Here is an 18,223-nt window from a genome sequence, read left to right as displayed (position 1 = left end):
TATCTATTGTTTCGGATGGGGACGGCGCGGACCCAAGTTTTTTTTTCCTAATATTGATTAGGCCCTCATGCGGCGCCTTTGAGGCGGTACACATAGGCCAGCACCTGGGCCACGGCCTGGTAGAGTTCGCCCGGAATGGGCTTGTCCAGGTCCACGTTGTGGTAGATGGCCCGGGCCAGCGGCGGGTTCTCCACGATGGGCACCCCGGACTCCTTGGCCCGCTCCCGGATCTTGAGGGCGAGGTGGTCCACGCCCTTGGCCACGAGGATGGGGGCGGCGGTGGTGGGGTCGTAGCGCAGGGCCACGGCGAAGTGGGTGGGGTTGGTGATGACCACCGAGGCCTTGGGGACCTTGGACATGATCCGGCGCATGGCCGCGGCAAATATCAGGGACTTCTGCTTGCCCTTGATCTCCGGGTTGCCTTCGGAGTCCTTGGCCTCGTCCTTCACCTCCTGCTTGGTCATCTTCATGCCCTCCTCGTGCTGGTGGCGCTGGTACAGGAAGTCCCCCGCGGCCAGGGCGATCATCACGAGCATGATGTCGCGGTAGAGCAGGAAGATGGTCTGCCGGAAGTACTCCAGCGCCTGGGCCATGGGGTAGGTCATGGTGGCCAGGATGGCGGGGAGGCGCGGCACGACCACCAGGTAGGCCACCCAGGCCACGATGAGGAACTTCAGGATGCTCTTGAGGAGGTTGGCCACGGACTGGGGGGAGAACAGCTTCTTGAAGCCCGAGGCGGGGTTGAGCTTGTTGAATTTCGGGACCAGGAGCTTCATGTGGAAGCTGAAGCCGTGCTGCATGAACTGGTTGGCGAGGGCCAGGAGGAAATTGGCCACCAGGAAGGGGCCCAGGATCCTGCCGACCATCTGGAGCAGGCTGAGCGCCAGGGCATGGAGGTTGTTCTCCACGAGGAAGCCGGCCTGCCCGGACTTCCTGAGGATGAAGGTCATGGAGGCGGCGAGCCCGCCGACGGTGGCCGCGCCCAGGGACAGGAAGAGGAAGAAATTGGCCCAGAGCATGATCGTGGCGTCCAGGTCCGCCACGCGGAGGATCGAGCCTTCCTCCTTGGCCTTCTGCCTGCGTTTGGGTGTCGCCTTCTCGGTCCTTGAGGGATCAGCCATGGCTCACCAGCAGCCGCAGGGCCTCCCGGGGCGCGGCCTCCAGGAGGGGCCCGACCCAGGGGGAGAACTCCCGCAGGATGATGCCCAGGAGGATGAGGCCAATGGCGATCTTCAGCGGGAACGTGAGGGTGATCAGGTGGAGCTGGGGCATGAACTTGCCCGCGATGCCCGCGATGAAGTCGACGATGAAGAGCGTGAAGAGCACCGGAAAGGCCAGCTGGAAGCCCTTCACGAGGATCTGGCCCATCAGGACCACCACCAGCTGCGGATTGACGGCGAGGGTCCCGCCCATGGGGAGGATGCGGTAGCTCTCCACCAGGGCCCGGATCATCTGGTGGTGGAGGCCCGAGACGAGGATGAGGAGCATCGTGACCTGGTTGAGCAGCGATCCCGAGACGGCCACGGGGTGCGCGCTCACGGGATCCAGGAACTGCACGAAGGAGAACCCCATCTGGGTGTCCATGAGCTGGCCGGCGAAGGAGACCATGTCCACGATCCAGCTCACGGCCAGGCCCATGAGGAGCCCCGCGGCAAGCTCGGTGACCATGACCCCGGTGAGGTCCCACATGGTCTCCACCGGCGCCCGGGGGGCGCCCGCCAGGGGGGTGATGATCGCGGCGAGGAGCACCACCAGGGCCACCCGGGCCTGGAGGACCACCCGCGCCTGCCCGAAGCCCGGCATCGTGGCCAGGAGCCCGGTGAGCCGCACGATGGTGAGCATGAACACGAGGACCCTGGCCTGGGTGAAGACCCAGAGCGCGGGGTTCCCGAGGAGGGAGGGCATCAGTTGAGCGCCTTGATGACGCCGTTCCACTCCGTGAACATGCGCGTGGTGAAGTGGAGCAGGAGCCGCATCATCCAGGGGAAGCACAGCACCACGGTGGCCATGACGGCCACGACCTTGGGCACGAAGGCCACGGTCTGGTCCTGCAGGCTGGTGACCACCTGGAAGACGGAGATGGACAGGCCCACGATCATGGAGACGATGAGGGCGGGCCCGGCGACGTAGAGGGCCGTCCTCAGGGCGTCCCGGGCGATGTCGACGATGACGAGTTCGTTCATGCTCTCTTCTCCATCAGCCCGTGAACCCGCGCACCAGCGAGCCCACGATGAGGTACCACCCGTCCACCATCACGAAGAGCAGGATCTTGAACGGCAGGGAGATGACCACCGGCGGCAGCATCATCATGCCCATGCTCAGCAGGATGGAGGCCACCACCATGTCCACGATGAGGAACGGGAGGAAGATCATGAAGCCGATCTCGAAGGCCGTCTTGAGCTCCGAGATGAGGAAGGCCGGCATGAGTACCTCCATGGGGACGTCGGCCTTGGTCTGGGGCGTGGGCGCCTTGGCGATGCCCAGGAACAGGCCGATGTCCTTCTTCCGGGTGTGCCTGAGCATGAAGACCTTCAGGGGGGCGGCGGCCTTGTCCAGGGCCTGGTCCACCGTGAGTTCGTTGCGGTTCAGGGGCTGCAGGACGGTGGTGTTTATCTCGCGCCCCACGGGCGCCATGATGAAGAAGGAGAGCACCAGGGCCAGGCTGATCAGCACCTGGTTGCTGGGGGTGGAGGCCGTGCCCATGCCCTGGCGCATGAAGCCCAGCACGATGATGATGCGGATGAAGCAGGTCGTGGTCATGAGGATGGTGGGCGCCAGGGTGAGCACCGTCAGGAGCAGCACCGCCTGGAGGGTGGCGCTCAGGGCCGGTCCCTGGGGGGCCTTGCCGAAGTCGACGGTCACGCTGGGCAGGCTCGCGGGGGCCTGCTGGGCGTGGAGGGCCGCGCCGGCCAGGAGAAGGAGAAGCAGTACGGGCCAGAACCTTCTCACGGCTTCTCCCCCCGCATCATGGCTTCCACGTCCCGCACGGCCATGGGCGTGGCGATGTCGGACTCGCGGGCCAGGGCCTGGGCGAAGTCCGCGGGGCCCCCGGCCTCCACGCTGTCCAGGCGGGCCAGGAGGGTGACGCCCTGGGGGCCGAGGGCGATGAGGAACTTCTCGTCGTCGGCCCGGAGGATGGAAACGAAACGGCGGTCGCCCAGGGCCAGGGTTTCCTCGACGTTCAGGCGGGCGCCCCCGCTGCCGGGAAGCCGCTTGGCCCCCCACCTGCGGAAGGCCCACAGCCCGCCGCCGGCCAGGCCCAGCACGATGAACATGGATCCCAGTGCCCGCCAGCCTGACGGTGCGCTGGTCTGGTCCCGGCCCTGCGTCGGTTTACCGTCATCCGGCACATATTTCTCCTGCAGGGCCCGCTCGGAGGGGCCCGGCGCCGGCGCCTGGGCCAGGGCCCACGGCCCCGACACCAGGAGGATTCCAGACAGGATGAGGCCTTTGATCGACACGACGGACTCCCGACACAGCGGGAGGAGGGTGCGACGGCCGTGCCAATACGGAAAAGAGGCCGGCAAGCCGGCCTCTTTCCAACGCGTTTGGTTCAGGCTACTTGGCGGGGACTTCCACTTCCACGGCCAGTTTCCAGCCGCCGGCGGCCTTCTTCCAGATGTGGACGTAGTTGGAGGTCTGGGGGCCGGAGGGGTCCTTGCGGGTCAGGGTGCCGCGGGAGTAGCCCAGGTCGCCGCCGCCGGAGATGACGGCCTCGGTGGGCTGGAAGGTCACGGCATAGGGGTCCAGGTAGCGCTGCAGGCTGCCGGCGCCCTCGAGGGGAAAGCGGCCCTTGCGGTAGAGGCGGACGTTGGCGTCGACGCGGGCCTTGTAGGCGTTCTGGATGTTCTTGGCGGCCTCCTCCCCGAAGGCGGTGTCCAGGGCGGTGAGCTCGCTTGAAGCGGTGGGGCTGACGGAGGGAGCGGCAGGCAGGGCGGCGGTGCTGCGGGGCAGGGCGGCCGGGGCGGGCAGTTCGCTGGGATCGGGGGTGGAGACGCCGATGTCCAGGCGGACCTTCCAGGGGGAGCCGGCGTCCCGCTGCCAGATGCTCACGAACCAGCCGTAGGAGGCGTCCGGGGCGTCCTTGGAGCTCCTGAAGGTGTAGGGGCCCGTGGAATAGCCCAGGTCGCCGGCGGCGGAGGTCTCGACGCGGATGGGGAACCACAGGAGGGAGGCGCCCATCTCCAGCTGGGTGCCGTAGTAGGCCAGGCCGTTGACGGCCCGGGGGATGAAGACCAGCCCGTCCTTGTGGAAGGCGCCCATGAAGGCGGCCCGGATGCCGTCCTTGGCGGACTGGTCCGTGAAGGCGTATTCCGCCGCCACGAGGCTTTGCGCTGCGGGCGTGAGGGCCGGCCCGGTCTGGGCCACGGCTGAGGCTAGGACGAAGGTGAGGGGCAGAAGCAGCATCAAATACTCCACAAAAGTTCGGTAAGTGGATGATACCGCCAAGGCCCTATCCTGTTGGTTACAACTTTCCCCGGGGCCCGCCCATGCTACCCGCCGTCATCCTTGCCGCAGGCGCCTCCCGGAGGCTGGGCCGGCCCAAGCAGCTGGAGCGCTACCAGGGGGAGTCCCTGCTCCGCCGGGCCGTGGCCGCCGCGGGCGCCTGCGGCCCGGTGGTGGTGGTGACCGGCTGCCGCGCAGAGGAGATCGAAGGGGAGCTGCGGGGCCTTGCCGTGCGGGTGGTCCACAACCCGGGCTGGGAGGAGGGCATGGCCAGCTCCATCCGCGAGGGGGTGCGGGCCCTGGGCGAGGGGGCCGAGGGGGCCCTCTTCCTGGTGTGCGACCAGCCGGCGGTGGACGCCGTCCTGGTGGGGAGGCTCCTGGCCCGGTGGCGCGGAGCGCCCGTGGCCTGCGCCTACGGGGGCGTCCGGGGCATCCCCGCGATCCTTCCGGCCCGGGCCTTTCCCCAGCTCCTGGCCCTCGCCGGCGACACGGGCGCCCGGGGCCTGCTCCAGGGGGACGACGTGGTTGAGGTCCCTTTTCCCGAGGGGGCGTGGGACGTGGACGAACCCGGGGACCTCTGACGATGCCATGAGGCCCCTCGTTGCCGGTTGCTCGTGCGGATGGCCGGACCGATCCTGAGGGTCCGGAGGTCCCCCATGCGTCCAGCGCCCCTCGGCCTGCAGGGGGGCCTCCTGGTGCGGCTGACGCGGCGGCTGCAGTTCCGGGCCGGGGTGGAGGCCGCCTCCACGATCCTGGATTCCGCCACCACCCGGTGGCAGGCGGGAATCACCTATGCCTTCCAGGTTCCCCTGGGCCATACTTCACCCACGAACCCAATGAGGTGAAGGCCCCAGGAGGCGCGATGCACGCACTCGTCGTCCATGCCCATGAAGAGCCGCATTCCTTCAACGGGTCCATGACCCGTGTGACCCAGGACGCCCTCCAGGCGCTGGGCCACACCGTGACCGTGTCCGACCTCTACCGCATGGGGTTCAAGGCCGTGGCCGACGGCGAGGATTTCCTGGAGCGCCGGGACAAGCACTACCTCAAGCGGCAGCTCGAGGAGAAGGCGGCCCTGGAACTGGGCACCCTCGCCCCCGACATCGTCGCCGAGCAGCAGAAGCTGCTGGCCGCGGATCTGGTGATCCTCCAGTTTCCCCTGTGGTGGTTCTCCATGCCCGCCATCCTCAAGGGCTGGGTGGACCGGGTGATGGCCATGGGCTTCGCCTACGGCGGGGGCATGCGGTACGACGAGGGCGGCCTGAAGGGGCGCAGGGCGATGCTCTCCATCACCACCGGCGGCCCCGAAGGCGCCTATTCAGAGTTCGGCCTCAACGGGGCCATGGACCGGATCCTCTTCCCCATCCAGCACGGAATCCTCTACTTCTGCGGCCTGGAGGTGCTTCCGCCCTTCGTGGTGTGGGGCCCGGCCCGTCTCACCGACACCGGGCGCCTGGCCGAACTGGAGCGCTGGCGCCGGCACCTGGCGGCGCTGGACACGCTGGAGCCCATCCCGTTCCATCCCCTGGCGCACTACGACGAAGGCATGCAGCTGAAGGCGGAATACCGGCAGGTCAGCTCCGGGGAATAGGCATCCCGTGCATGCGCAGGAACGACAGCTTGTCCCAGTACCCCCGCTGGAACACGATCCTGTCCTCCACCACGCGGAAGAACCCGCACCCCCTCAGCCCGAGCGGATCGCGCCACTCCAGGATGGCCCACTCGCCGTCCTCGAAGATGTTCTCCACGATGCAGATCATCTCGGCGGCCCGGAAGCCCTCGGCGAACATCCTGCGGATGGCCTCCCGGCCCTCCACGGGGGCCTCGGCGACCTGGTGGTTCACGGCGTCCTCGGCGTAGAACGCGGCCAGGCCGTCGGGGTCGGCGCGGTTGAAGGCCTTCGCCCAGGCCATGACGAGTTCCTTGGGACGCATGGGATGTCTCCTCACGGGATTATACAGCCGGTTCCCGGCGCCAGGCCCAGAGCAGGGCGATGGCCGCGGCCAGCACCAGCACGCCGGAGACGCTGGCCTCCAGGCCGAATGCGCCGCCGGTCACCCATTCGGGGCGCGCCTGGAGCACGGGGTGGAGCCATCCCCTGGACGCGCCGGTGCCGCTGACGCTGAAGCCGAAGACGCTGCCCTGGGCCCAGTTCCAGCCCAGGTGGATCCCCACGGGCAGGGCGAGGCTGCGGGTGCGCAGGTAGGCCAGGCCCAGGAGGACGGCGGCCATGGCGATGTTGAGGGTGCCCCAGACGCGCGCGCTCCCGTGCATGCCCTGGTTGCCCCAGTGGGCCAGCGCGAAGAGGGCGGCCAGCACCAGCTGGGCGCCCCAGGGCCCCAGGCCGTCCACCATCCGCTGGAAGCAGAAGCCCCGGAAGAGGCTCTCCTCGAAAAGGGCGACCAGGAGGAAGGAATAGAAGCCGTAGCCCAGGACCCGGAAGGCGCGGTGGGGATCCAGCTCGAAGCGCACGCCGCCGGCGGCCCAGGTGAGCCCCGCGGCCGCGGCGATGAGGACCGCGCCCAGCGCGGTGCCCCAGGCCAGTTCCGCCAGCCACCGCCGGTCCAGGCGCCAGCCCAGGTCGGCCAGGCGCTCCCGGCGGCGCCGGGTGACGGCCCAGGCCGCGGCGAGGGTGATCAGGAAGGGGACGGGCTCGAACCAGGCCCGGCCGACCCCGAGGCGCTTAAGGAACCGGGCCCCGGTCCCGAGGACCACCGACGCCACGATCAGGAGTGCGAGGTAGATGAGGATCCACCATCCGTTGCGCAGGCTGCCGCGCTCGTCGAAAAAGATCCGCCTCAAGGCCGGCTCCTCTGGAAAAAGGGCGGGAGCGCGGTTCCCCGCGTTCCCGCCCCGGACCTGCGTCGTGACGGACTACTTGATGGTGAGGTTCCGGGCCTGCATGAGGTTGCCCACGGCCTGCTCCAGGGCCGTGACGACCTTGGCGTAGTTGATCTGGGCCTGCAGCTCGGCGCTCTTGGCGTTGTCGAGGTTGGTCATGACCTGCAGGACGACGAAGTTGGTGCTCATGCCGTTCTCGAACTTCTTCTGCTCGGCCTCGAGGTTCTTCTGCTGGTAGTAGCGGGTCTTTTCCGCGGCCTTCACGCCCTTCTCGGCGGCCTCGACGTTGCGCACGGCGGTGCGGACCTGGAGGGTGATGCTCAGCTCCTGGTCCCGCAGGCTCAGCTCGCTGCTGCGAAGGCTGGCGCGGGCGGCGGACAGGTTGCCCTTGGCGGCGCGGTTCTGGATGGGCATGGAGAACTGGAGGCCGACGGTGTAGCCGGGATACTTGGCGCCGGTCAGGTCCTTGTTGACGGGACTCAGCGAATCGTAGTTGTTGGAGTTGCCGGTGTAGGTGCCGAAGGCGGAGAGCGTGGGCAGGGTCTTGTTCTCGGCGACCCTGGCGTTGAGCTGGGCCACTTCCTTGCCGATGCGGGCGGCCTTCAGCTCCACGCGGCGCTCGAGGGCCATCTTCACCGCGGCGGCCTCGTCGAGCTGCGTGTGGGCGAGGGTGGGGGAATCGGTGCTGTCCAGGGAGGTGGGACGCTCGGCGTTGGGATAGAGCGAGCGGATGAGGGCGTCCTTGGCGTTGGCGAGCGAGGCCTCGGCGGCGATGATGTCCTGCTCGGCCTGGGCCACCTGGGCCTCGGCGCTGGTCACGTCGATGGGCGCCATGGTGCCCACCTGCATGCGGATCGTGTTCTCCTTGAGCTGCTTCTGGGCCAGCTCGAGGGACACCTTCTTGTTGGCCAGGTAGCGCTCGGCGTAGACGAGATCCCAGTACTGGCCCTCGGTGCTGGCGACGAGGTTGATGATGGCCAGCTGGAACGTGTAGTCCGCGGCCTGGGCGTTCTTCTGGGCCACGACCATGGGGGCGGTGGTGACTTCCCGGCCGAAGCCCGCCAGGAGGTTCTGGCTGTAGGTCGCGGAAAGGGCGCCGGTGTAGGGGTAGGAATTGCTGGAGGGGACGTCGGGCGTGCCCAGGGTCAGCCCGCGGTAGTAGCTGTAGACCGGGGCGTACTCGAACTTGACGCTGCCGCCCCACACGAAGGCCTTGCCCACGTCCACGGTCAGGCTGCGGCCGTAGGAGGTGTACTGGGAGGCCACCGCCGTGGAGGAGCCCTTGAACAGGGGCGAATTGGAGGCGGTGTCGATGCGGGAGGACTGGGCCTGTCCCGAGAGGTTCCAGTCGAAGACGCCCTGGCTGGTCAGGTAGCCGGACTGGGTCTGCTCGCGGGCCTGCCGGGCGATGTCCACCTGCAGGTTGTTCTGCAGGGAGATCTGGATGGCCTCCTGGAGGCTGAGGTGCTTCCCTTCGGGAGCCGGGGTCTGGGCCACCAGGCTGTAGCACATTGCGAAGACGGGGACCATGGAGGCACGAACCATCACCACTCCTTAGGTGTCAAATGGATGAAACTCGATCAATCGGCATACGAACAAGAATAGAGCGGGTTTAGCCGCAACCCTATCTGAGCATGAACGGCCGGGAGGCCAAGGGCAAGGGGTATTTCACCGGGTGTTGAAATAGGCCGGGTCCCCGTAGGAATGGAGGGGGCCGACGGGAAAAGGTTTAGGGAACCGGCGCCCCGAGTTGCTTGCGGAGGCGGCGGAGGGCGGCCTTGGAGCCCTCCCACATCATGAGGTCGTGGGCCTCCTGGAACCCGCACCAGCGGTATTCGCTGTGCTCGTCCAGGGCCAGCCGCACCTGCGCGCCGGGCTCCACTTCCATGTGGAAGCAGATCTCCCGGTTGAACCGGGGGGGGCCGGAGGGGAGGCCCAGGATGGAGGGGTCCATCCAGAAGCTGTGGGTGAAGGCCATGTCGGTGAGGGTGCCCGTGAGGCCCGTCTCCTCCAGCAGCTCGCGGTGGGCGGTGGCCTCGGGGGCCTCCCCCGGCTCGATCATGCCGGTGACGCTGGACCACCAGAGGCCCTGGTCGGGGTTGCGCAGCATGACCAGGATCTCCACCCCGGCGGGGCTCCGGCGCCAGGTGAGGGCGGAGACGCTGCGGCTGGGGGCCGGCGCGGGCTGCACGTCCAGGCCCAGGGTCGCGGCCATGTGGGCCTGGAGGCTGTCGGCGGCCTGGTCCCAGGTGGGGGCGGCGTCCCCCAGAAGCGAGGCCAGGGAGCACACGCCCTTGTCGGTGATGCCGCAGGGCGTGATCCAGCGGAAATGGGCCAGGTCAGGGGCGACGTTGAACGCGATGCCGTGGGTGGCGATCCAGCGGTTGAGGTGGATGCCCAGGGCCCCCAGCTTCTCCAGGCCCCTGGGGGTCTCGACCCACACGCCGGGGAAGCCCTGGAGCCGGTCGGCCTTGACGCCGAAATCGGCGGCGCAGCGGATCATGGCCTCCTCCAGGCCCCGCACGAGCCGCCCCACGTCCTCGCGGCCCCCCTTGAGGTTGCAGATGGGGTAGACCACGACCTGGCCCGGGCCGTGGTACGTCACCTGGCCGCCGCGGTCGGTCTCGAAGACCTCCACGCCGCGTTCCTCCAGGAAGGCGTCGGTCACGTGGATGTCCTGGCGGGTGGCGTTGCGGCCCAGGGTGAAGACGGGGTTGTGCTCGAGCACGAGGATCTGGTCGGGCCGGGTGCCGTCCTTGACGTACTCGGCCATGGCCTTCTGCATGCGGAGCCCCGCGGCGTAGAGCACGTGGCCCAGACGTCGGAACTGCGCGGGTCTGGATTGGGTGAAACCGATTCCTGTCATCTCTTCAGACTAACATCAGAGGGAGAGATCGTCGTCGGCCAGGGCCTTCTCGGTCTGGGCCCTCCGGTAGGCCAGGAGGCGCTCCCGGAGGCCCGGGTCCCCCAGGGCCAGGATGGCCGCCGCCAGCAGCGCGGCGTTGGTGGCCCCGGCCTTGCCGATGGCCAGCGTGCCCACCGGGATGCCCGCGGGCATCTGGACGGTCGACAGGAGGGAATCCATGCCGTCCAGGGCCCACCCCTTCATGGGGACGCCCAGCACCGGCAGGTGGGTCTTGCCAGCGCAGACGCCGGCGAGGTGGGCGGCGCCGCCGGCGGCGGCCACCAGGACCCGGATCCCCCGGCCCTCGGCGTCCAGGACGTAGTCGATGACCTTGTCGGGGGTCCGGTGGGCGGAGGCGACGTGGGCCTCGAAGGCCACGCCCAGCGCGGCCAGGGTGCGCGCGGTCTCCTTCATCGTCTCCCAGTCGGACCTGGATCCCATGAGAATGCCCACGAGGGGGTTGGCTGATTGCATTGGCGCTCCTTGACCAGGGAAAACCATTATCATGGGGGTATGGATCCAATGAACATCTCTTTGGGGGACATCCCCCTCCGCACCATCCTCATCGTGGATGATGATGCGATCGTGCGCAGGTATCTGGAAGCCCAGCTTTCGAGGCTCGGGTGCCGGCTGGCCTTCGCCGAGGATGGGGTGGAGGCCATGGTCCGCATCGAGGAGGACCGGCCCGACCTGGTGCTGCTGGACATCGTCATGCCGGGCCTGGACGGGTTCGAGGTGTGCCGCCGCATCAAGGGCAGCCTCGCCACGCAGCACATCCCCGTCATCCACTTCACCTCGCTGGGCCAGGAGGCCAAGGAGCGGAGCTTCGAAGCGGGCGCCGATGATTTCCTCAACAAGCCGCTGAACATCGTGGAGCTGCGGAGCCGGGTGCGCAGCCACCTCCTGATCCAGAGCCTCCAGGAGGAGCTCAAGGCCAACCAGGGCATGCACCGCGCCTGGCGCTGGGAGGAGCAGCCCAAGGCCCGGATCCTGGCGGTGATCGCCGACATCGACCTGCGGGAATGGGTGGTGGACAAGCTCCGCACCCAGGGCCACGACGTGCTGTGGGCCGACTCGCTCCGCGCGTGCCTGGACAGCATGGGGCAGGGGCTGCCCGATCTCATGGTCATCGACCACCAACTGCCCGACGGCGCCGCCGGCGACTTCGTGGGCCACCTGCGGAATTTCGCCAAGAGCCGCGACCTGCCGGTCCTCATGCTCTGCTCCCGCGAGGCCATGGAGCGCAAGCAGGTGGGGGGCGACGCGGGCCCCATGGACTACCTCGTCGTGCCCACCAACGGCACGGAGATGCGCGTTCGCGTGGACGTGCTGCTGCGTGAGGGCCGCCTCCTGGCGGGCCGCAGCGCCGACCGCATCGGGCTGGAGCGGGATCTGCTCGTGGACCCGCCCACCGGCGCCTATTCGGAGGCCTTCCTGGAGGCCCACCTCACCCTCGTGCAGGGCTGGCTGGCCAAGGCCCACCAGCCCCTTTCCCTGCTGGGCGCGGGCTGCTACCAGCAGGTCGCGGGGTGGCTCGAGGCCAAGGAGCACATGGTCCGAAGCGCCCGGTTCCTGAGCGCCGGCCTGAGGCAGGGCGAGGCCCTCTGCAGGGTGGCGGACCGCACCTTCGTCCTGCTCCTGCCCGGCACCGACGCCAAGGGGCTGGAGGAGCGCATCCAGGCCCTGTACAAGAGCGGCTTCACCGGGACCCTGGCCGGGCTCCCGGTGCCCCCCGGCGCCTCCGCCGGCACCGTCCTGCGCGGTCTCGCCCAGGTCCTGCAGAAGGGCCAGGGCTCCACGGCGATCCTTTGAAGGTCCTGGTGGCCGGAGGCGGGGCCGCGGGCATGATCGCGGCCTGGCGCGCCGCCGCCGTGGGCTGCGAGACCACGCTCCTGGAGGCCAACGACCGCCTGGGCATGAAGATCCGCATCAGCGGCGGCGGAAAGTGCAACATCACCCACGACGGTCCCGTGGCCGCGGTGCTGGCGGCCTTCCCCAAGGCGCAGGCCCGCTTCCTGCGCCCGGCCCTGCACGCCTTCACCAACCAGGACGTGCTGGACCTCCTGGCCCGGGAGGGCGTGCACGCCCAGGCCCGGGACAACGGCCGCGTGTTCCCCGTGGACGGCCCGGGATCGGCCGCCAAGGTCACCGCCGCGTTCGAGGCCGTGGTGCGCCGCGCCGGCGTCCAGGTGCGGCTGGGGGCCCGGGTGCGGGCCCTGGAGGGGGAGGCGCCGGCCCTGACGGCCCTGGTGATGGAGGACGGCACCTGGCTCCGGGCGGACCGCTTCATCCTCGCCACAGGCGGCGCCAGCTATCCCAGGACCGGCACCCGGGGCGAGCTCCTGGCGGCCCTGGGGGCCCTGGGCGTGCCCGTGAGCCCCTGGTTCCCCGCGCTGGCGCCCATCCCCCTGCGGACCCCGCGGCCCGAATGGGAGGGCGTCGCCCTGCGGGAAGGCGCGCTCGTGCTCAAGGCGGGGCCGGGGGGCAAGGTCCTGGACCGGTTCAGGGGCGACATCCTCTTCACCCGGACCGGCATCTCCGGCCCCGCCGCCCTGGAGCTGAGCCGCCCGGCCGAAGCCGCCCGCAGGGCCGGGGCCGCGTGGCTGGGCTACGACCTGGGCGCCGGGGACGTGGACGGGGACCTGGTGGGGCTCCAGCAGGCCAATCCTCATCTCGCCGTGCGGACCTGGCTGGGCCGCTGGCTCCCGGAGCGCGTGTGCGCGCCGGCGCTGGCGGAACGGGGCATCGGCCTGGATCAGCGGATGAAGGATCTGCCGCGGGCGGCGCGGAAGGATCTGGCGGCGCTGTTGGAGGGCTTTCCGCTGGGGGAGCCGGGGCGGGTGGACCTGGAGAAGGGCGAGGTCTCGGCGGGAGGCGTCCTGCTTTCCGCGGTGGATCCGAGGACGATGGCGGTCAAGGGGTGGGACAACCTGCGGGTCTGCGGGGAGCTGCTGGACGTGGACGGGCCGGTGGGGGGCTACAACCTCCAGGCGGCGTTCAGCACGGGCTTTCTGGCCGGGAGCCCCGGTTGAACGCAGGCCAAGGCCTGCTTTTGTTTCCTTCCTCGGCGAACCTCGGCGATGCCTTCTGTTTCAAGCCTCTTCAACGCAATAATCCATTGCGCCGGCAGGCTTGGGGAAGAAATGCAGCGCCGAGGCAGCCGAGGGGCCGAGGCTCGCCGAGAAAAAAGTTGCCGGTCATCCTTTGCGTGACGTTTTCATTACCGGGGTAATTTTGACACCAGGCGACCCACTTCGGCCAGGATGGCGTCCCGGGACTGGGCGTTCACCTTGGCGCCGGTCAGGTAGGCGGTGACGTACATCGGCCGGCCACCCTTTGGGACGACGAGCGCGATGTCGTTGGCGGTGCCTGATTTCTCGAATCCGGAACCCGTCTTGTCCGCCACGTCCCAGGCGGGCGGAAAGCCGGCGCGCAGGCGGTGGGTGCCGGTGGTGGAGGTGGCCATCCAACCCTGCAGCCGGGCCTTGGAGGCGGCCGAGAGGGTGGAACCGGCCAGCAGCTCGCGCAGGGTGCGCGCCATGGCCTCCGGGGTGGTGGTGTCGCGCGGGTCGCCCGGGGGGACGTCGTTGAGTTCGGGTTCCTTGCGGTCCAGGCGGGTCGTGGGGTCGCCCAGCTTCCGGGCGAAGAGGGTGACGGCGCCGGGACCGCCGAGGGCCTCCAGGAGCAGGTTGGCGGCGGTGTTGTCGCTGACCTGGACGCTGGCGGCGCAGAGGTCCTCCAGGGACAGGGCGCCTTCGGCGGCCCGGGCCCGGGTGACGGGGGCGTAGTCCAGGAGGTCCTTTTCGCCGTAGGGCAGCAACCGGTCCAGGGCGGCCTGGCCCGCGTCCGCCTTGGCCAGCACGGCGGCGGCCAGGAGGACCTTGAAGGTGCTGCACATGGGGAAGCGTTCCCTGGAACGGTATTCCAGGATCTTCGCGCCGCCGGCGTCGAGGACGCACACGCCGAGGCGGCCCCGGCTCCTGCGCTCCAGGGAGCGGAGCTGGGGGGACTGGGCCGCCAGGACCGTCCCCAGCAGCGCCAGGGCCCAGATGCGCACTAGCCCTTGGCCTTCTTGAACTGGGCGATGATGTCGTCCACGGATTCCTTCTTGTCGTCGGCTTCCAGGGTGGCGTCGAAGATGTGCTCCTGGGTGGCGATGACCCGGTTGTCGAAGATCGCCTCCTCCCTGGGGGCGCCGCCCACCAGGGCGCCTTCGATGTTGAAGATGGCCAGGAGGCGGTTGAGGCCGTCCTTGAACTGCTTGAGGAGCAGCACCACCTTCTCCACCTTCTGCCGCGTGATGTCCTGGAACTGGAGGGTGTTCAGGATCTCGAAGGCCTCGTCGGCGACCGTGGTGAGGGGGGCCAGGCAGGCCTCCATGTCCGCGGGCGGGGGCGGGGGATTCATCTGGTGCTCGAAGAGGAACTCCAGGATCTCCTGGGCCAGCTGCGCGGGATCGGCGCCCTGGCTGGCCTTCTCCAGGTAGGTGTCCATCTGGGCGTGGAACTTCGCCTGGGCCTCCTGGGTGGCCAGCAGGGCCTTCACGGCGGCCTTGACCGAGGACTGGGCCTGGTCGCTGGCCGCCATGAGCACGTCGAGGCGGTTCATGACGTTCTGGGTGGCCTTCTCGGTGTCGGCGGTGATGGCGTCCAGCTGGGCCGCGAGTTCGGGCACCTGGGTGCTCTGCTGCTTCACGGAGCTGTCCAGCTGCTGGAGGTTCATCAGGGTGGAGTTGATGCTGGCCACCAGGGCCCCCAGCTCGCCCTTGGCCTGGATGTCGATCTGCTGGAAGATCTTGCCGTTGGTCATGTCCTCGGCGGCGCGGGCCAGGCGCTGGAGCTCGGTCTGGCTCTCCTGGTGGATCTCGGTGCGGATGGCCTGCACCAGGTCCAGGAGGGCGTCGAGGCGGTGGTCCAGGGCCTCGCCCCGCTCGCGGAACTCCTTCAGGAGGCCTTCCGGGTGGATCTCCTCCAGGCCGTTCTGCTCGCTGGGCTCGGTGGGGGTGAGGGCTTCCTGGTTTTCCATGGGATATCCCTGTGAGAGGTCCGGGTCAAGGGGCGGGACGGACGGTTATGGACGTTCCTTCGGTTAGTCCCCACGATTGCATAAGTTCCTTCGGAATACCAACGGTGTGGTCGTCCATGGCCTTGTTGAAGCGCACGGGTTCCACGGAGACGCCGTCGGGCCAGACGAGGCGCACGCTCGTCACCTGGCCGTAGGGCCCCATGCCCTGCCAGCGGGCTTCGGCGGCCCTGGACAGCTCCACGTGCTCGGCCTTCCGGAAGAGGGTGCCCTTCAGGGCCGAGGCCTTGAGGACGGCGTCGGGCTCGAGGATCGTGAGGCGGTGGGCCTCCTTGAGCTGCGCGCAGGCCTGGAGCACGCTCACCTCGCTCAGGCCGGTGGCCGCGATGACCTCCAGGAAGGTGCGGTACCCGTCCAGGAAGGGCAGGCACCTCCGGTCCTCCTGGAAGATGCGCAGGCCCTGGGTGAGGGCCGGTTCCTGGAGGCGGGGCCAGGGCACCACCTGGAGGCTGGGGAAGATGCCGCGCAGGTGCTTGCGGGAATCCGCGGTGCGGGCGGCCTCCATGAGCAGGTCCGGCACGGAGCGCCGGATGGTGGTGGGCGCCTTGAACTTGGTGGAGACGAACTCGAATTCGCCCCGGTCCCACTCCAGGATCTCGAAGGCGCCGGATTCCCCGAGGGTGCCGCCGATCTCCGCGTGGACCACGTCGCCGTTGAGGACGTAGAGGACCCCGGAGAGCTTGGCCTGGTTGACGAGGAGCTTGCCGGTCTTGCGGTTCACGTTCAGGAGCTGGACCACGTCCATCAGGGAGATGCTCTGCAGGTTGCCGCGGAGGGTGGACATCAGTCGCCCTCCCGCCGCCTGGAGATGCCCCGGTTCCTTTTCATTGACCGCCTTCGTTGATGGTCGAGATCATCTCGCGGACCGCCTTGTCCAGGCCCACGAGGAGGGCCCGGCCGATGATGGAGTGCCCGATGTTGAGCTCCTCGAGCTCCGGGATCGCGGCCACGGGGCCGACGTTGAAGAGGCTGAGCCCGTGCCCCGCCAGGACCTTCAGGCCGAGCTTGGAGGCCAGGCGCGAGGCCTCGCGCAACCTGTTCAGCTCGGGGACCGGATCGGCGCCGGGGGTGACGTCGGCGTAGACGCCGGTGTTGAACTCCACCGCCTCGGCCTCCAGCTTGGCGGCCATCTTCACCTGCTCCTGCTGGGGGTCGATGAACAGGCTCACGCGGATCTCGGAGGCGTGCAGCTCGCGGATGATCTGGCGGAGGTGGGCGTGGAGGAAGAGCGCGTCCAGGCCGCCCTGCGTGGTGAGCTCCTCGCGGGTCTCGGGCACGAGGGTGACCCACGCGGGCTTGATGGGAACCACCGCCTCCATGGCCTCGGAGGTGGCGGCGCACTCGACGTTGAGGGGCACGGCCAGCACCTCCTTCAGGACCTTGACGTCCCGTTCCTGGATGTGCCTGCGGTCGGCGCGGAGGTGGACGGTGATGCCGTGGGCGCCTGCGCTCTGGGCCATGAGGGCCGCCGCGACGGGTTCGGGCTCGTGACCGCCCCGGGCCTGGCGGATGGTCGCCACGTGATCGATGTTGACACCAAGGCGTACGGGCAATTCGGACTCCAGGCGGAAGTTGTCAGGGCAAGGTCAGGCTTCCAGCCTAGCAGAATCAGGCCAGGGCGAGGTCCGCCCGGGCCGCGATTTCCAGGGTCCGGAGGGCCTCCTCCATCAGGGCGGAGCTCCGCGCCTCCACCATGAGGCGGAGCTTGGGCTCGGTGCCCGACCAGCGCACGACGACGCGGAGGTCCTCGCCGTGGTCCGCCTGGAGCGCGGCCATGGCCGAGGTCAGGCGCGGGCACGCCTCCACGGGCCGGCGGTCCCGGGCCAGGATGTTCACGAGGCGCAGGGGCCAGGCCTGGAAACGCCAGGACCAGCGGTCCCCTTCCGGCCGCCGGAGGAGGGCCCGCAGGGCCGCAAGCGCCGTGGCCAGGCCGTCGCCGCTGGGCCCGACGTGCTTCTGGATGACGTGGCCGGAGGCCTCGGCGGCCAGGTCCCACTGGAGCCTGCCCAGTTCCCGGAGCATGAACTTGTCGCCCACCTGGGTGCGCACGAAGGGGATGGCGAGCCCCGCGAGGGCCTCCTCCAGGCCGGCGTTGCTCATGAGGGTGCCCACGACGCCCGGGATGGTCTCGCCTCGCGCCGAAAGGTCCTGGGCCAGGAGCCAAAGGAGCTGGTCCCCGTCCACCAGTTCGCCCTGGGGATCGACCATCAGGCACCGGTCGCCGTCGCCGTCGAAGGCGATGCCGAGGGCGGCGCCGCGCTCCCGGACCTGGGCGGCGAGGCCGTCCAGGTGGGTGGAGCCCACGCCGACGTTGATGCGCGCGCCGTCGGCGGGCACGCCCATCCAGTGGACCGTCCCGCCCCGGAAGACGTGGGGGGCCCAGGGCGCGGTGGAGCCGTGGGCGCAGTCCACCACCATGGAGAATCCGCCGGGCAGGTCCAGGGGCTCCAATTGGCGGATGTACTGCAGCGGAAGGGCCGTCTCCAGCGGCAGGGCCGCGGGCCCGGCCTTCATGGGGCCGAGGGCCTCGAAGGCGGCCTCGACGGCGGCCTCGTCCTCCTCGGCGAGCTTCTCGCCCAGGCCGTCGAACCCCTTGATGCCGTTGTCCTCGGGGGGATTGTGGCTGGCCGAGATCATGAGGCCCCAGGCGCCGGGGCGGAGCAGGGCGGCGTAGGCCACCGCGGGCGTGGGCACGAGGCCCAGGACGCACAGGCGCAGGCGCCCCCCGAGGCCGGAGACGAAGGCCTCGGCCAGGGGCTCCGAGCTGAGCCGGGGGTCCCAGCCGATCACCATCTCCCCGATGCCGCGGGCCAGGGCCACCTGGGCCCATGCGGCCCCCCAGCGGGCCGTCTCGTCCAGGGTCAAGGGGGACTCGAAGGCCTTGCCGCGAACCCCGTCCGTGCCGAAATAATTCAGAGCCATGGTCGTCCTTTAGGAATTTCAAACTGT

General features: G+C 69.3%; 21 protein-coding genes. 5 read left to right on the top strand and 16 right to left on the bottom strand.

Annotation, left to right across the window (positions count from 1 at the left end):
* Positions 1-65: 65 nt before the first annotated feature.
* The 6 genes from flhB to RAH40_RS06560 form a co-directional block, all read right to left on the bottom strand.
* Positions 66-1,121, bottom strand: a complete 1,056-nt coding sequence (gene flhB, locus RAH40_RS06585; RefSeq protein WP_306601294.1) for a flagellar biosynthesis protein FlhB — start codon at positions 1,119-1,121, stop codon at positions 66-68.
* Entirely contained in the window at positions 1,114-1,905 is a 792-nt protein-coding gene (locus RAH40_RS06580) for a flagellar biosynthetic protein FliR (RefSeq protein WP_306601293.1), read from the bottom strand. The genes flhB and RAH40_RS06580 overlap by 8 nt, the downstream gene beginning before the upstream one ends.
* Positions 1,905-2,183 (bottom strand): flagellar biosynthesis protein FliQ, encoded by a 279-nt coding sequence (gene fliQ / locus RAH40_RS06575; RefSeq protein WP_306601292.1) that lies wholly within the window; start codon positions 2,181-2,183, stop codon positions 1,905-1,907. The genes RAH40_RS06580 and fliQ overlap by 1 nt, the downstream gene beginning before the upstream one ends.
* A 13-nt stretch (positions 2,184-2,196) precedes the next feature.
* Entirely contained in the window at positions 2,197-2,949 is a 753-nt protein-coding gene (gene fliP / locus RAH40_RS06570; protein ID WP_306601291.1) for a flagellar type III secretion system pore protein FliP, read from the bottom strand.
* Positions 2,946-3,461 carry a flagellar biosynthetic protein FliO gene (locus RAH40_RS06565; protein WP_306601290.1) on the bottom strand — a complete coding sequence of 172 codons (516 nt, stop codon included), beginning with the start codon at positions 3,459-3,461 and terminating at the stop codon, positions 2,946-2,948. Before RAH40_RS06565 ends, fliP begins: the two co-directional genes overlap by 4 nt.
* Positions 3,462-3,558: 97 nt before the next feature.
* Entirely contained in the window at positions 3,559-4,407 is an 849-nt protein-coding gene (locus RAH40_RS06560; protein ID WP_306601289.1) for a hypothetical protein, read from the bottom strand.
* Positions 4,408-4,490: 83 nt separating this feature from the next.
* Here RAH40_RS06560 and RAH40_RS06555 point away from each other — a divergent pair, with 83 nt between their 5' ends.
* The 3 genes from RAH40_RS06555 (at position 4,491) to RAH40_RS06545 (ending at position 6,037) form a co-directional block, all read left to right on the top strand.
* Positions 4,491-5,027 carry a nucleotidyltransferase family protein gene (locus RAH40_RS06555; protein WP_306601288.1) on the top strand — a complete coding sequence of 179 codons (537 nt, stop codon included), beginning with the start codon at positions 4,491-4,493 and terminating at the stop codon, positions 5,025-5,027.
* Positions 5,028-5,102: 75 nt separating this feature from the next.
* Complete coding sequence (locus RAH40_RS06550) at positions 5,103-5,291, top strand: hypothetical protein (protein WP_306601287.1); 189 nt, start codon at positions 5,103-5,105, stop codon at positions 5,289-5,291.
* A gap of 17 nt (positions 5,292-5,308) precedes the next feature.
* A complete protein-coding gene (locus tag RAH40_RS06545; protein ID WP_306601286.1) occupies positions 5,309-6,037 on the top strand; it encodes an NAD(P)H-dependent oxidoreductase in 729 nt (242 codons plus the stop codon).
* On the opposite strand, the gene RAH40_RS06540 is transcribed toward RAH40_RS06545, so the two are convergent.
* The 5 genes from RAH40_RS06540 to purE all read right to left on the bottom strand — a co-directional run bounded on the left by RAH40_RS06540 (position 6,021) and on the right by purE (position 10,666).
* Positions 6,021-6,380: a nuclear transport factor 2 family protein gene (locus RAH40_RS06540; protein ID WP_306601285.1), complete on the bottom strand. Its 360-nt coding sequence runs from the start codon at positions 6,378-6,380 to the stop codon at positions 6,021-6,023. The genes RAH40_RS06545 and RAH40_RS06540 overlap by 17 nt on opposite strands.
* 19 nt (positions 6,381-6,399) lie before the next feature.
* Positions 6,400-7,248: a CPBP family intramembrane glutamic endopeptidase gene (locus tag RAH40_RS06535; RefSeq protein WP_306601284.1), complete on the bottom strand. Its 849-nt coding sequence runs from the start codon at positions 7,246-7,248 to the stop codon at positions 6,400-6,402.
* Positions 7,249-7,320: 72 nt separating this feature from the next.
* Complete coding sequence (locus RAH40_RS06530) at positions 7,321-8,832, bottom strand: TolC family protein (RefSeq protein ID WP_306601283.1); 1,512 nt, start codon at positions 8,830-8,832, stop codon at positions 7,321-7,323.
* 184 nt (positions 8,833-9,016) lie between these two features.
* Positions 9,017-10,153 (bottom strand): lipoyl(octanoyl) transferase LipB, encoded by a 1,137-nt coding sequence (gene lipB, locus RAH40_RS06525; protein ID WP_306601282.1) that lies wholly within the window; start codon positions 10,151-10,153, stop codon positions 9,017-9,019.
* Between the two features lie 15 nt (positions 10,154-10,168).
* Positions 10,169-10,666 carry a 5-(carboxyamino)imidazole ribonucleotide mutase gene (purE, locus tag RAH40_RS06520; RefSeq protein ID WP_306601281.1) on the bottom strand — a complete coding sequence of 166 codons (498 nt, stop codon included), beginning with the start codon at positions 10,664-10,666 and terminating at the stop codon, positions 10,169-10,171.
* A gap of 48 nt (positions 10,667-10,714) precedes the next feature.
* On the opposite strand from purE, the gene RAH40_RS06515 reads away from it, so the two are divergent.
* The gene (locus RAH40_RS06515; protein ID WP_306601280.1) at positions 10,715-12,004 is read left to right on the top strand and encodes a response regulator; all 1,290 of its coding nucleotides are present in this window, start codon (positions 10,715-10,717) and stop codon (positions 12,002-12,004) included.
* Positions 12,001-13,224: an aminoacetone oxidase family FAD-binding enzyme gene (locus RAH40_RS06510; protein ID WP_306601279.1), complete on the top strand. Its 1,224-nt coding sequence runs from the start codon at positions 12,001-12,003 to the stop codon at positions 13,222-13,224. The genes RAH40_RS06515 and RAH40_RS06510 overlap by 4 nt, the downstream gene beginning before the upstream one ends.
* Before the next feature lie 188 nt (positions 13,225-13,412).
* On the opposite strand, the gene bla is transcribed toward RAH40_RS06510, so the two are convergent.
* The 5 genes from bla to glmM are packed head-to-tail and all read right to left on the bottom strand — an operon-like array spanning position 13,413 to position 18,196.
* The gene (gene bla, locus RAH40_RS06505) at positions 13,413-14,249 is read right to left on the bottom strand and encodes a class A beta-lactamase (RefSeq protein WP_306601278.1); all 837 of its coding nucleotides are present in this window, start codon (positions 14,247-14,249) and stop codon (positions 13,413-13,415) included.
* Positions 14,249-15,217: a methyl-accepting chemotaxis protein gene (locus tag RAH40_RS06500; protein WP_306601277.1), complete on the bottom strand. Its 969-nt coding sequence runs from the start codon at positions 15,215-15,217 to the stop codon at positions 14,249-14,251. Before RAH40_RS06500 ends, bla begins: the two co-directional genes overlap by 1 nt.
* Positions 15,218-15,242: 25 nt before the next feature.
* Positions 15,243-16,058 (bottom strand): DUF4388 domain-containing protein, encoded by an 816-nt coding sequence (locus RAH40_RS06495; protein WP_306601276.1) that lies wholly within the window; start codon positions 16,056-16,058, stop codon positions 15,243-15,245.
* A gap of 40 nt (positions 16,059-16,098) precedes the next feature.
* Positions 16,099-16,827 (bottom strand): pyridoxine 5'-phosphate synthase, encoded by a 729-nt coding sequence (locus RAH40_RS06490; RefSeq protein ID WP_306601275.1) that lies wholly within the window; start codon positions 16,825-16,827, stop codon positions 16,099-16,101.
* A gap of 55 nt (positions 16,828-16,882) precedes the next feature.
* Positions 16,883-18,196 carry a hypothetical protein gene (glmM, locus tag RAH40_RS06485; protein ID WP_306601274.1) on the bottom strand — a complete coding sequence of 438 codons (1,314 nt, stop codon included), beginning with the start codon at positions 18,194-18,196 and terminating at the stop codon, positions 16,883-16,885.
* Positions 18,197-18,223: the final 27 nt, after the last annotated feature.

The sequence above is a fragment of the Geothrix sp. 21YS21S-2 genome, assembly GCF_030846775.1.
GTDB lineage: Bacteria > Acidobacteriota > Holophagae > Holophagales > Holophagaceae > Mesoterricola.
Note: the sequence above shows the minus strand (reverse complement) of the source record. Positions and strands in the feature narration are given on the sequence as shown.

Excerpts from the sequence above, each read along its gene's own strand:
- flhB (WP_306601294.1), bottom strand. The coding sequence starts at position 1,121 with ATGGCTGATCCCTCAAGGACCGAGAAGGCGACACCCAAACGCAGGCAG.
- RAH40_RS06580 (WP_306601293.1), bottom strand. The coding sequence starts at position 1,905 with ATGCCCTCCCTCCTCGGGAACCCCGCGCTCTGGGTCTTCACCCAGGCC.
- fliQ (WP_306601292.1), bottom strand. The coding sequence starts at position 2,183 with ATGAACGAACTCGTCATCGTCGACATCGCCCGGGACGCCCTGAGGACG.
- RAH40_RS06560 (WP_306601289.1), bottom strand. The coding sequence starts at position 4,407 with ATGCTGCTTCTGCCCCTCACCTTCGTCCTAGCCTCAGCCGTGGCCCAG.
- RAH40_RS06555 (WP_306601288.1), top strand. The coding sequence starts at position 4,491 with ATGCTACCCGCCGTCATCCTTGCCGCAGGCGCCTCCCGGAGGCTGGGC.
- RAH40_RS06550 (WP_306601287.1), top strand. The coding sequence starts at position 5,103 with ATGCGTCCAGCGCCCCTCGGCCTGCAGGGGGGCCTCCTGGTGCGGCTG.
- RAH40_RS06545 (WP_306601286.1), top strand. The coding sequence starts at position 5,309 with ATGCACGCACTCGTCGTCCATGCCCATGAAGAGCCGCATTCCTTCAAC.
- RAH40_RS06540 (WP_306601285.1), bottom strand. The coding sequence starts at position 6,380 with ATGCGTCCCAAGGAACTCGTCATGGCCTGGGCGAAGGCCTTCAACCGC.
- RAH40_RS06530 (WP_306601283.1), bottom strand. The coding sequence starts at position 8,832 with ATGGTTCGTGCCTCCATGGTCCCCGTCTTCGCAATGTGCTACAGCCTG.
- lipB (WP_306601282.1), bottom strand. The coding sequence starts at position 10,153 with ATGACAGGAATCGGTTTCACCCAATCCAGACCCGCGCAGTTCCGACGT.
- purE (WP_306601281.1), bottom strand. The coding sequence starts at position 10,666 with ATGCAATCAGCCAACCCCCTCGTGGGCATTCTCATGGGATCCAGGTCC.
- RAH40_RS06515 (WP_306601280.1), top strand. The coding sequence starts at position 10,715 with ATGAACATCTCTTTGGGGGACATCCCCCTCCGCACCATCCTCATCGTG.
- RAH40_RS06500 (WP_306601277.1), bottom strand. The coding sequence starts at position 15,217 with ATGGAAAACCAGGAAGCCCTCACCCCCACCGAGCCCAGCGAGCAGAAC.
- RAH40_RS06495 (WP_306601276.1), bottom strand. The coding sequence starts at position 16,058 with ATGTCCACCCTCCGCGGCAACCTGCAGAGCATCTCCCTGATGGACGTG.
- glmM (WP_306601274.1), bottom strand. The coding sequence starts at position 18,196 with ATGGCTCTGAATTATTTCGGCACGGACGGGGTTCGCGGCAAGGCCTTC.